The sequence below is a fragment of the Massilia aurea genome, assembly GCF_024753205.1.
GTDB classification, from domain to species: Bacteria; Pseudomonadota; Gammaproteobacteria; order Burkholderiales; family Burkholderiaceae_D; genus Telluria; species Telluria aurea.
On record NZ_JANUGZ010000001.1, the window covers coordinates 742,606 to 754,876 of the forward strand.

Here is a 12,271-nt window from a genome sequence, read left to right on the forward strand (position 1 = left end):
GTGGCGACAGCCTTTGGATTGATTCGGCATTGATCTCCGCTCTATGATGGACCCAGCCCAAAGCATGCGACTGCTGAAGGCTGCGTACGGATCACATAAGGTCCGACCACATAACAAAGGAGACAGTCTTGAAAACAGCAGCAGCGCTTGTCCTGTTACTGGGCGCCGGCACGGCCCATGCCCAAACGTCCGTCGCGTTCTATGGCCTGGTGGACGCCGCCATCGTCGTCGAGGATGGCGGCACCGCCGGCGGCGTCACCAAGGTCACCAGCGGCGCCGCGGCCGCCTCGCGCTTCGGCCTGCGCGGCGTGGAAGAGCTGGGCGACGGCATGGCCGCCTTCTTCACGCTTGAAGGCGGCACCAAGATCGACACTGGCGAAATCGACGCCGCCGGCACCATCTTCAATCGCCAGGCCTACGTCGGCTTGCGCACCAAGTTCGGCTCGGTGGCGCTCGGGCGCCAGTACACGCCGTATCACACGGCGATGGTCTCGATCGTCGACCCGTTCAACACCGGCTATGCGGGCAGTGCCAAGAGCCTGTTTCCCCACAACGGCACCAATATCCGCACCAGCAACACGATCACCTACGCCACGCAAAAAAAGAACGGCTTCGACGGCGAACTGGCGTACAGCGTGGGCGAGCAAAGCCGCTCGGCCGCGGGCCGCCAGTTCGGCGGCGCGATTGGCTATGCGGCCGGCCCGCTGGCCGTGCGCCTTGTCTACAACAACAAGAACACCGATGTCGCGGCCAATGGCGCCACACCTGCGGTGGACCGGTCGATCGGCCGCAACATCCTGCTCGCAGCCTCGTACAACGCTGGCTGGATCAAGCTGCACTCGGGCATCAGCAGCGACAAGGGCGACAACGCCGCGCCGCTGATCAACCCCAACAACCCGTATGGCGGCGTGCGACCAACGCCGTCAACGGACGGACGCAGCTACCTGCTCGGCATCTCGGCGCCCGTCATGGGCGGCACGCTGCTGGCGTCGGTCCTGCACAAGGATGACCGCACCCGTTTCAACCAGGATGCCAATGCCTGGGGCATCGGCTACCTGTACGCGCTGTCCAAGCGCACCGGCCTGTACGCCGCCTATGGCCACGTCGCCAACCGCAACGGCGCCGGCTACACGGTGGCGAACAATACCGAATCGGGCAGCGGCGACACCGCCTGGAACCTGGGCGTGCGCCACAGCTTCTGAGTCCTGACACCATAACAACGAGGAGACACAATGACGATCCGTACCAAAGTTTCATCCCTGTTCATCGGACTGGCAATTCTAGGTGGCGTGCAGGCAGCAGGTTTTCCAGACAAGGCAATCAATGTCGTCGTGCCGTTCCCGGCGGGCGGCTCCACCGACGCCATCGCGCGCGCCATCGGTCCGAAGGTCAGCGCCAAACTGGGCCAGCCGTGGGTGGTCGATAACCGGCCGGGCGCCACGGGCGCGCTGGGCGGCGGCTACGTCAAGCGCGCGGCGCCCGATGGCTACACGCTGATGGTCGCGTCGATTGGCGTGTATTCGGTCAACCCGCTGCTGCAGAAAACGCTGCCCTACGATCCATCAAAAGACTTCGACTTGCTGACCGTGGCCGTGCAGGCGCCGAACGTGCTGGTGACGAATGCCACGGTGCCGGCCACCACGGTCGCGGACTTCGTCGCCTACCTGAAGAAAAATCCGGACAAGATCACGTTCGCCACGTCCGGCGCCGGCAGCTCGGACCATCTGACGACGGCGCTGTTCTGGCAAAAGACGGGCACCTCGGGCCTGCACGTGCCGTACAAGGGCGGCGCACCGGCGATCACCGACCTGCTGGGCGGCCACGCCAACGCATCCTTCCAGAACATCAACGTCGTGCTCAGCCACATCAAGGCCGGTAAACTCAAGGCCCTGGCCGTCACGGGCAGCAAGCGCTCGGCGGTGCTGCCGAACGTGCCGACGCTGGGCGAAGCCGGCGTCAAGGAAGTCGACGTCTATTCGTGGCAAGGCATTGCGGCGCCGAAGGGCTTGCCGAAAGACATCAAGGCCACGCTGCACGCGACGATCACGGGCGCACTGCACGATCCGCAGATTGCCGCCAAACTGACCGAACAGGGTTTCGAGGTCGTGGCCTCAACGCCCGAGCAATTCGCCAAGTTCCAGGCGCAGGAGCTGGCCCGCTGGCGCGAGGTCATCATCAACGGCAAGATCACGCTGGACTGACGCCAAACCCGTTCAACATTTATTTTCAAGCAGCCCATCATGTCCAATACCTCGGCAAACGCCCCCGTCATCACCAGCCTGCGCGTCGTCCCCGTCGCGGGCCAGGACAGCATGCTCCTGAACCTGAGCGGCGCGCACGGCCCCTGGTTCACCCGCAATATCGTGATCCTGACCGACAGCGTCGGCAATACCGGCCTGGGCGAAGTGCCCGGCGGCGAAAAGATCCGCCAGACCATCGAGGATGCCGGCCCATTCGTCATCGGCGCCACGCTGGGCGACTACAACAAGGTGCTGAACGCGATGCGCAGCGCGTTCGCCGACCGCGACCTGGGTGGCCGCGGCCTGCAGACGTTCGACCTGCGCACGACCATTCACGCCGTCACGGCCGTCGAATCGGCGATGCTCGACCTGCTCGGCCAGTTCATGGGTGTGCCGGTCGCGGCGCTATTGGGCGAAGGCCAGCAGCGCACGGCGGTCGAGATGCTGGGCTACCTGTTCTATGTCGGCGACAGCGGCAAGACGCCGCTGGGCTACCGCAGCGAAGCCGACGCAGTCGATCCCTGGCTGCGCCTGCGCAACGAGCAGGCGCTCACGCCGGAAGCCATCGTGCGTCTGGCCGAAGCGGCGCGCGCGCGCTACGGCTTCAATGACTTCAAGCTCAAGGGCGGCGTGCTGGGCGCCGATGAAGAAATGGAGGCGATCGTCGCACTGCACGAGCGCTTCCCGCAGGCGCGCGTGACGCTCGACCCGAATGGCGGCTGGCTGCTGGCCGACGCCATCCGCGTGTGCCGCGACAAGCACGACATCCTGGCCTATGCCGAAGACCCGTGCGGCGCCGAAAACGGCTACTCGGGCCGCGAAGTGATGGCCGAGTTCCGCCGCGCCACGGGCCTGCGCACGGCCACCAACATGATCGCGACCGACTGGCGCCAGATGGCCCATGCGATCCAGCTGCAGTCAGTGGACATCCCGCTGGCCGACCCGCACTTCTGGACCATGCAGGGCTCGGTGCGGGTGGCCCAGTTGTGCGAGATGTTCGGCCTGACCTGGGGCTCGCACTCGAACAACCACTTCGACATCTCGCTGGCGATGTTCACGCACGTGGGCGCCGCCGCGCCGGGGCGCGTCACGGCCATCGACACCCACTGGATCTGGCAGGATGGCCAGCACCTGACCAGGGAGCCGCTGCGCATCGAAGGCGGCATGGTGCAGGTGCCGGCGCGCCCGGGCCTGGGTATCGAACTCGATGCCGACAAGCTCGAAGCGGCGCACCAGGCCTACAAGAATCTCGGCCTGGGCGCACGCGACGATGCAGTGGCAATGCAGTACCTGATCCGCGACTGGAAGTTCGACAACAAGCGCCCCTGCCTGCTGCGCTGATCAGAACAGCTCACCATTGACAGGCATCGGCACCGCGGTTGAAGGTGCTGCCCGCCTGGGCGCCAGCGGCGCCGGCCACGCCGTCATCGCCTCGGCTGGAAAATGACGCAGAAAACTGTGCGCCACGTCGAGGTCGCGGCTGCCCAGCCAGTCGCGTACCTCGTCGTCGCCCAGCAGCACGAGCGACCGCTTTTCGTCGCCCGGCCGGTGCATGCGGCGCATCAAGGGATGCGTGTCGGCGTTGATCGTGATCTGGGTGAAGGCACTGGTCATGCTGCCGTCGGCTTCCTGCCATTCGCGCCACAGCCCCGCCACCCAGAACAGCGATTTGTCGCGCATGCCGATCGCCGTGCGTTCGGCGCGGCCGCTCTCGTAGCACGGTTCGTAAAACCACAGCATCGGCACTGCGCACAGTTGCAGGCGGCGCCAGGCCGACGCAAACGACCGGCGGGCGACGAGCGATTCGGCGCGCGCGTTCATCGTGTCGAACGGTTTCACGTCAGGCGGAATGTGGCGGCGCGGGACCATGCCGTAGCTCGCCACGCGCGCCTGCGGCGCCAGCCCGGGCGCGGCGCACAGGATCGGCGCATCGTAATCCTTCCACGTTTCTTCGGGCCATTGCCAGTCGCGCGGCAACTGGCTGAACGCGCCGATGCGGCCGTTGAACATCTCGGGCGTCGGGGGATGGTAATTCACGCACATGGCTGTACTCCCAAAATATTTCTTATCGGTAATGATGCGTCACTGCTCAGCGGTACAAGTGTAAAATACCAGCGTCCTTTTTTTAGCATTCTACCCACGATGCCAGCCAGCCTGCCCTTCCTGCCCGAAATCGACGAAACCTCGCGTTTGGTCCTGGCCTACCCCTGGCAAAGCACCGATCTCGGCCCCATCGACGCCTGGCCAACCGTGCTCAAGACGACCGTCGCGCTGATCATGGCCACGCCAACGCCCATCGTCACGCTGTGGGGCCCGGACGGCTACATGATCTATAACGACGCCTACCGGGTGTTCGCGGGCGGGCGCCATCCAATGCTGCTGGGCTCGAAAGTGCGCGAAGGCTGGCCCGAAGTGGCGGCCTTCAACGACAACGTGATGCGCGTCGGCCTGGCGGGCGGCACGCTCAGTTACCGGGATCAGGAACTCACGCTGCACCGCAGCGGCGCGCCCGAGCAGGTCTGGATGAACCTCGATTACTCGCCGATCCGCGACCAGGATGGCGTGATTGCCGGCGTCATGGCGGTCGTGGTCGAGACCTCCAGCAAGGTCAAGGCCGAGCGCCACATCCAGGCCGAGCGCGCGCGCCTGCACACGATGTTCGAGCAGGCGCCGGGCTTCATGTGCCTGCTGGACGGCCCCGAACACCACTACGCGCTCACCAACGACGCCTACCGCACGCTGACCGGCATGCGCGCCCTGCTCGGCATGCCGGTGGCGCAGGCCTTGCCCGAACTGGCCTCGCATGGCCTGGTCGAGCAGCTCGATCGCAGTTTCGCCGATGGCACGGCGTTTCGCGCCGAAGGTGTCGAACTGGTACTGAACAATCCCGGCCAGGACGGGCCGACCAGCACCTTCATCGACGTCGTGCTGCAGCCGCTGCGCGACGCCGATGGCGCCGTGTTCGCCACCTTCGTGCTCGGCAACGACGTCACCGAGCGGGTGCACGCCGAGCGCGCGCTGCGCGCAAGCGAAACGCGCTTTCGCACCTTTGCTCAAGCGATGCCGAACCACGTGTGGGCGGCGCACGATGACGGCAGCGTCGAATGGATCAACGACCGCGTGCGCGAGTACGCCGGCTGCAGCACGTCGCCCGACGATGCGCTGGGCCTGGGCTGGAAGGCCATCGTGCATCCGGACGACATGGAACGCTACCGCGCCGTGTGGCAGGCCAGCGTGGCGACAGGCGCGCCGATCGACGCCGAAATCCGCCTGCGCCGCCACGATGGCCAGTACCGCTGGCACCTGGTGCGCGCCCACCGTTCTCCGGGCGAGGCGGGCGAAGCATCGCTCTGGATCGGCAGCAGCATCGACATCGAAGACCAGAAGCGCGCGGCCGACGCACTGGCCTTGTCCAATGCGAGCCTGGAAGAACGGGTCGAACGCCGCACCGCCGAACGTGACCGCATGTGGCGCCTGTCGAAGGACATCATGCTGGTGGCCGACCTGCACGCCACGCTGTTCGCCGTCAATCCGGCCTTCACGGCCATCCTCGGCTGGACCGAAGCCGAGGTGCTGGGCACGCCGATGCTCGCACTCGTGCATCCCGACGACCGCGCCGTGACGGCGCAGCAGATGGAGGCGCTGCGGGCCGGTGGCCAGGTGTACCGCTTCGAGAACCGCTGGCAGCGCAAGAATGGCTCATGGTGCAACCTGTCGTGGACCGCGTCGCCCGACCTGCAGTACGTGCACGCCGTGGGCCGCGACATCAGCGCCGACCTGGCGCAGATGGACGTCATGCGCCGCACAGAGGCGGCATTGCAGCAGTCGCAGAAGATGGAGACGATCGGCAAACTCACCGGCGGCGTGGCGCACGACTTCAACAACCTGCTGCAGGTCATCGGCGGCAACCTGCAACTCATCGCACGCCGCGCCGACGGCCTACCCGAGATCCAGAAACGCGTCCAGAACGCCATGAGCGGCGTCGAACGGGGCGCCAAGCTGGCCAGCTCGCTGCTGTCGTTCGCGCGGCGCCAGCCGCTCGAACCCAAGGCGGTCAAGATCGGCCGCCTTCTGGGCAATATGGACGACATGATGCGGCGCGCGCTGGGCGAAGAGATCGACATCGAGATGGTGATTTCGGGCGGCCTGTGGACCACCGAGGTCGACCCGGCGCAGCTCGAGAACGCGATCCTGAACCTGGCCATCAACGCGCGCGACGCAATGGAAGGCGCCGGTCGCCTGACGCTCGAAGTGGCCAACGCGGCGCTGGACGCCACCTATTGCCTGGCGCACCCGGAGGTCACGCCCGGCCAGTACGTGATGCTGGCCGTGAGCGACACCGGCAGCGGCATGCCGCAGGAGGTGATCGACCAGGCCTTCGAGCCGTTCTTCTCGACCAAGCCCGAAGGCAAAGGCACGGGCCTGGGCTTGTCGATGGTGTATGGCCTGGTCAAGCAATCGGGCGGCCACGTCAAGATCTACAGCGAGGTCGATGAAGGCACCACGATCAAGATCTACCTGCCCCGCTCCCTGCAGGTCGAGGATCATGCGGGCGAGCCGCTGCTGCAACCGGTCACCGGCGGCCACGAGACGGTGCTGGTGGTCGAGGACGACGAGCAGGTGCGCCTGACGGTGGTCGACATGCTGACCGACCTGGGTTACCGCGTCCTGCGCGCCAACGACGCCAGCGCGGCGCTGACGGTGGTCGACAGCGGCATCCACATCGACCTGCTGTTCACCGATGTCGTGATGCCCGGGCCGCTACGCAGCCCCGAGCTGGCCAAAAAGACGCGCGAACGCTTGCCGAACGTGGCGGTGCTGTTCACGTCGGGCTATACCGAGAATGCCATCGTGCACGGCGGCCGGCTCGACGCCGGCGTCGAACTGCTCGGCAAGCCGTACACGCGCGATAACCTGGCGCGCAAGGTGCGGCACGTGCTGTCGAACCAGCAGCAGAAGAATGCACTGCTGGCGGCCAGTCTGCCGGCCACTGTGGCGGCGCCGGTGACGGCGAAGGCGCGCGTGCTGCTGGTGGAAGATGACGACGCCATCCGTGAGAACACGGCTGAACTGATGCGTTTTCTGGGATACGAGGTGCTGGAAGCGGCCGATGCCGAAGCCGCGCTGGACTTGCTAGACCGGGCGCCCGACATCGTGCTGACCGACCTGCACCTGCCGAACATGCAAGGCGACGAACTGGCCATGAAGGTCAAGGCGCGCCTGCCGCAGACGCGCATCGCGTTTGCCAGCGGGGCCAGTCAGGCCTCCAGCGTTGCGGATGCGATTCTGGCCAAGCCGTACGATGCGCAGCAGCTTGAGGCGTTGCTGGGGCGGCTGGCTTGATGCACAAATAACAAAGGCCCCGCAGGGCCATTGAATCCGTTGGAGGGCGCGCAGCTCAGTGCACCGCGCCCAACTGCTGGCGCAGCGTGACAATGAACTTCTCCTTGTCAAACAGCGTCAGCACGTCCTCGCGCCCGTCGATGCCGGGCACTTCGAGCACTTCGGCGCTGTCCTGGCGCATGTCTTGCGGGCCGTTCACGCGCAGCAGTTGCGGTGACGGGCGGCGCTGGGTGTCCGGCAGCGACAGGATGGTGTCGACGCGGTCGACGATCAGACCGAAACGCTCGCCGTCGTGCTCGAGCACCAGGATGCGGCGCGCTGCATCGGTCGCCGGCGCTGCGGCCAAGAGCGCCATGCCGTACAACAGGCGCAGGTCGATCACGCACACCATCTGCTGGCGTACCTGCAGCATGCCGTGCACGCAAGCCGGCATGCCGGGCGGGCGGGTGACGGCGCCGTTGAAATCGACGATCTCGCGCACCTGGCTGATGTCGGCGGCCCAGCCGGTATCGAGCGAAAACGCCAGGTACACCTGGCGCGCGCCGGTCATCTTGCGGGCAGCGCAGGCGGCGCCGGCTTCTTGTGCGTACAGGCGGCGATGGCCGGCGCAGATGTCGCTCACTTCGGACTCCGAGAATAGATGGTCGTGGGCCAGGAACAGGCTGTCGCCCAGTTCGGCGTTGGGCAGGCAGCCGCGGTACATTGCCCCGCGCGCGGTGCCCAGCAGCGGGATGGGCAGGATGTCGGTGTCGAAGTACGGGCGGATGTCGTCGACCGCATCGACCAGCAGGCCCAGTTGTTCGTCGCCGATGCGTACGATCAGCACGCGCGCATCAGACGGCTCCGACTGCGACGGCCCGCAACCGAGCAACGCGCCGAAGTCGACCACGCCGACGGGCACACCGCGCAGGTTCAGCCAACCCTTGCACAGGCGGCCCACCATCACCGATGGCAGCAGTTCGGGCACGCGCATGATTTCCTGGATCGCTTCCATCGCCAGCGCAAAGCGCAGGCCGCCGACGGTAAACGAGATGCACTTGCGGCCCTGCGCCTGGCGTAAAAAGCGCATGCGCCAGGCGTCGCGCGCCACGCTGGCATGGGCGCGCACCTGGGGCACGTTATCGATCCGCACCAGCGCATCGGCGTCCAGCAGTTGCAGCACGCGCGCGCCATCGGCCAGCGTGATGGTCCCGGCGACAACACCGCGCGCAGCGCCCTGTTGCCATTGCAGGCCGGCGCGTTGCTCGGGCCGCACGCGCAGCACTTCGCCGGTGGCGTCGAACACGAGGCCCACCTGGATGTCGTCGACATCGATGATCACCACGCGCTGCTCGCCCGTCACGCCGGGTGCAGCCGCATCGAAAATGCGGCCCAGATTCAGCAGCGGGATCGCCGCGCCCCGCAGCGTGAAGATGCCCTCCAGGCAGCGCGGCGACAATGGGATCGGCGTGATCCGCGCCGGCATGCCCACCACTTCGCGCACGTTCAGTGCCGGCAGTGCGAACTCCTGGCCGGCCAGGAAGAACGTCCCTATCACTTCCATGCCGGCTGCTTCGCGCAGCACGCGCGCAGCCCCGGCCATCTGTTGTTCGATGGCCGTCACGGCCGCGCCGACATCGCTCATCGTTGCAGTCTCCATATTCATGCCGCCAGCGCCTCCTGTTCGCGCGCGATGCGCACCACGCTGAACGTCTGTTGATCGCAATCGATCGACAGGCGCCGGCCCTGCGAGCCGCCCACGTCCTGGAAGCTCACCTGCAGACCGCGCAGCGACAAATGCGAACGGGCCGCTTCGATATTGCGCGTGCCGACCGCGCCGCCCACCGGGCGCAGGTTCAGCATGCGCGCGCCGCCGGCGATGACGACGTCGACTTCGTCGTACTGCTCGCGCCGCACGCCCATCATCGCCAGCAGCCGCGGCACCGCGGCGCTCACGTAGCGGGCCGAGCCTTCGCCGGCTTCCACACCATCGGGCAGGAAGCAGTGCGCCAGGCCGCAGCGGCCCTGGTTACGCCAGATCATGCCGATCCCGACGCAGGAGCCGAGCAGCGCGGTCAGGACCTGGTGGCCGTGGCCGATCTGCATCTGGCCGGACAAGACATGCGACATCTGGCTCAGGCTTTGCATACTCATGATGGTTCTCCGCCGATACGATATACGTGGGCCTGCTCGAACGCGAACGCGGTCTGCAGGCGGGTGATGGATTCCTGTTCGCCCAGGACCAGGCGGGCGCTTGGTCCCATCGCGGCCCGGGCGCCGGCCAGCACCTGCTGCTGGTGCTCGGCATCGAAATAGATCAGCACATTGCGCAGCATGACGAGGTCGAACGCGGCGCCCCGTGGCGGCCGGCCCAACAGGTTGTGCTGGTCGAAGCGCACGTGCTGCGCGACATCCGGACCGACCTTCACGCCGTCGCCATGCGCGACCAGGTATTTGCGAAACAGGGCCGGACGATCGGCCTCGAAGCGTGCCACGCTGCGGCCGCGGTAGGCGCCGGCGCGCGCCGTGGCCAGCGCCGCATGCGAGATGTCGGTGCCCAGGATCTCGAAACGCAGGCCGGGTGCCTGCGCCTGGTATTCGAGGCAACTCATGGCCAGCGAATAAGCTTCTTCGCCGGTGGCGGCAGCGGCCGACCAGATGCGCAGCGGCGCCGCGCGGCCCTGCGCCGCGAACGCCGGCAGGAACGTCTCCGACAGCCAGGCCCAGACGGCCGGCGTGCGGAAGAACACCGTGTCGTTGGTGGTCACCGAGTCGATGAACGACGTGACCTCGGTGCGGTCGCTGGCCAGGCGCTCGATATAGGCGGCCCACGAGGCGATGCCCAGCGCGCGCAGGCGCGGGAGCAGGCGCCCCTGCAGCAGCACGCGCTTGTGCTCGTTCATCGCGATGCCCGTGTGCTGGCGCACCAGGGCGATCAGGGCGGAGAGATGGTCGTCGCGCAGTTCCATGGCCGTTTCCTCGTGCTTCAGACCACGAAGCGGGCAACAGTGTTGTTCAAATGGGTCGCGTGCTCGTTCAGGCCTTCGGTCGAACGGGCGATGCTGTCGCACGAACCGGCTGACCGCTCGGTTTCCTGGGCGATGTAGAGGATCGCGGCCGAAACTTCCTTGGCCGTGAGCGACTGCTCGCTGGCGCTGTCGGAGATCTCGGCGATCGCCAGCGAGGTCTTGCCGACGCCGCTGGTGATGCGGTCGAACGCTTCGCTGGCCTGGCGCGAGATTTCGCTGCCCTGCGCCACGCGGCGCACCGATTCATTGATCAGCTTCGAGATTTCCTTGGTCGCCTGCGACGAACGCTCGGCCAGCTTGCGCACTTCGTCGGCCACGACCGAGAAGCCCAGGCCGTGTTCACCGGCGCGCGCCGCTTCGATGGCCGCATTGAAGGCGAGCATATTGGTCTGCCCGGCGATCTCGCCGATGACCTTGACGATCTCGCCGATGTCTTCGGACGACTGGTTGATCATCGCCATCGCTTCGATCGAACGGGCAATCGCCTTGGCGCCGATTTCCGCTTCGTCGCGGGTCGACTGGGCCAGGCTGTTGGCTTCCTGCGTGCTGCGGGCGATCGTGTTGATCGAGGCGGTCAGGCCATCGACCGAGGCGTTCATCTGTTCGACCGTCGCGCCCAGCGCCTGGGCGCTGGCGGCCACCGTGTTGGAGCGGTCGGCAATCGTGCGCGACGAGACATTGAGCTTGCCGGCAGCCGAGACGGCGTCGCCGATCACGCCGCGCAGGTCGCCGATCATCTTCATCACGCCGCGGCCCAGTTCGTCGAGGGGCTCGGCGCCGCTCGTGTCGATCGTGCCGGTCAGGTCGCCGGCCGAGGCGCGCGCCACCTGCTCGAGCAGCAGGCCGACCTTGCGGCGCTCATCTTCGGCGCGCTGGACAGCCGCTTCTTCGAGCATCACCTGGGCGGTGATGTCGGTGGCGAACTTGACGACTTTGACCGGCTTGCCGTTGGCGTCGAAGATCGGGTTGTAGGTCGCCTGAATCCACACCGTCTTGCCGTTGTTGCCGTGGCGCTTGTAGCGGCCGGCGTCGAATTCGCCACGATTGAGCTTGCCCCAGAAGCGGCGGTAGGCTGCGCTCGACGCGTATTCGTCGTCGCAGAACACGCGGTGGTGTTCGCCGCGCACGTCTTCCAGCGCGTAGTCGAGCAGGTCGAGGAAATTGGCATTGGCGTCGAGCAGGACGCCGCTCATGTCGAATTCGACCACGGCCTGCGCGCGGCCGATTGCCGACACGAGGCCGGTCGTCTCGGCAGCCCGAACTTTCTCGGCCGTGATGTCAGTAGCGAACTTGATGATCTTGGACACGCGTCCCGAGCTGTCCTTGACCGGATTGTAGGACGCGTTGATCCAGAATTCGCGCCCGCCCTTGGCGATGCGCTTGTATTCGGCGCGGTCTGACTTGCCGGCGCCCAGGTCTTGCCAGAAACGGGCATAGGCCGGTGAATCGATCAGCTCGCGCTCGCAGAACATCGAGTGATGGCGCCCTGCCAGCTCCGCGTCCGTGTAACCCGTCACGCTCAGGAAGTTGTCGTTGGCGCGCAGGATGTTGCCATTCAAATCGAATTCGACGATGGCCTGGGCGCCGTCGAGCGCCGAGTAGATCGCACGCAGGTCTTGCAGCGCGTCAGGCGATTCCAGATAGATCGTTTCCATAAATTCAGTGAGATAGGTGAATAAG

Annotated in this window: 9 protein-coding genes; 4 read left to right on the forward strand and 5 right to left on the reverse strand. The window is 66.4% G+C overall.

Annotated features, from left to right (window positions below):
• Window positions 1–128: 128 nt before the first annotated feature.
• From NX775_RS03070 to gudD, 3 genes are read left to right on the forward strand one after another with little or no spacing between them, the layout of a single operon-like run.
• Complete coding sequence (locus tag NX775_RS03070; protein WP_258834660.1) at window positions 129–1,202, forward strand: porin; 1,074 nt, start codon at window positions 129–131, stop codon at window positions 1,200–1,202.
• Between the two features lie 30 nt (window positions 1,203–1,232).
• Entirely contained in the window at window positions 1,233–2,201 is a 969-nt protein-coding gene (locus NX775_RS03075; RefSeq protein WP_258834661.1) for a Bug family tripartite tricarboxylate transporter substrate binding protein, read from the forward strand.
• A gap of 39 nt (window positions 2,202–2,240) precedes the next feature.
• On the forward strand, window positions 2,241–3,581 hold the full coding sequence (gene gudD / locus NX775_RS03080) for a glucarate dehydratase (RefSeq protein WP_307732047.1): 1,341 nt from the start codon (window positions 2,241–2,243) through the stop codon (window positions 3,579–3,581).
• On the opposite strand, the gene NX775_RS03085 is transcribed toward gudD, so the two are convergent.
• The gene (locus NX775_RS03085; RefSeq protein ID WP_258834662.1) at window positions 3,582–4,283 is read right to left on the reverse strand and encodes an SOS response-associated peptidase family protein; all 702 of its coding nucleotides are present in this window, start codon (window positions 4,281–4,283) and stop codon (window positions 3,582–3,584) included.
• Window positions 4,284–4,382: 99 nt separating this feature from the next.
• Between NX775_RS03085 and NX775_RS03090 the strand changes: the two genes are divergently transcribed.
• The gene (locus tag NX775_RS03090) at window positions 4,383–7,583 is read left to right on the forward strand and encodes a hybrid sensor histidine kinase/response regulator (RefSeq protein ID WP_258834663.1); all 3,201 of its coding nucleotides are present in this window, start codon (window positions 4,383–4,385) and stop codon (window positions 7,581–7,583) included.
• Between the two features lie 55 nt (window positions 7,584–7,638).
• Here NX775_RS03090 and NX775_RS03095 read toward each other — a convergent pair whose 3' ends face one another.
• The 4 genes from NX775_RS03095 to NX775_RS03110 are packed head-to-tail and all read right to left on the reverse strand — an operon-like array spanning window position 7,639 to window position 12,246.
• Window positions 7,639–9,228, reverse strand: a complete 1,590-nt coding sequence (locus tag NX775_RS03095) for a chemotaxis protein CheW (RefSeq protein ID WP_258834664.1) — start codon at window positions 9,226–9,228, stop codon at window positions 7,639–7,641.
• The gene (locus tag NX775_RS03100; RefSeq protein ID WP_258834665.1) at window positions 9,225–9,716 is read right to left on the reverse strand and encodes a chemotaxis protein CheD; all 492 of its coding nucleotides are present in this window, start codon (window positions 9,714–9,716) and stop codon (window positions 9,225–9,227) included. Before NX775_RS03100 ends, NX775_RS03095 begins: the two co-directional genes overlap by 4 nt.
• Window positions 9,713–10,531 carry a CheR family methyltransferase gene (locus NX775_RS03105; protein WP_258834666.1) on the reverse strand — a complete coding sequence of 273 codons (819 nt, stop codon included), beginning with the start codon at window positions 10,529–10,531 and terminating at the stop codon, window positions 9,713–9,715. The genes NX775_RS03100 and NX775_RS03105 overlap by 4 nt, the downstream gene beginning before the upstream one ends.
• A 17-nt stretch (window positions 10,532–10,548) precedes the next feature.
• The gene (locus tag NX775_RS03110) at window positions 10,549–12,246 is read right to left on the reverse strand and encodes a methyl-accepting chemotaxis protein (RefSeq protein ID WP_258834667.1); all 1,698 of its coding nucleotides are present in this window, start codon (window positions 12,244–12,246) and stop codon (window positions 10,549–10,551) included.
• Window positions 12,247–12,271: the final 25 nt, after the last annotated feature.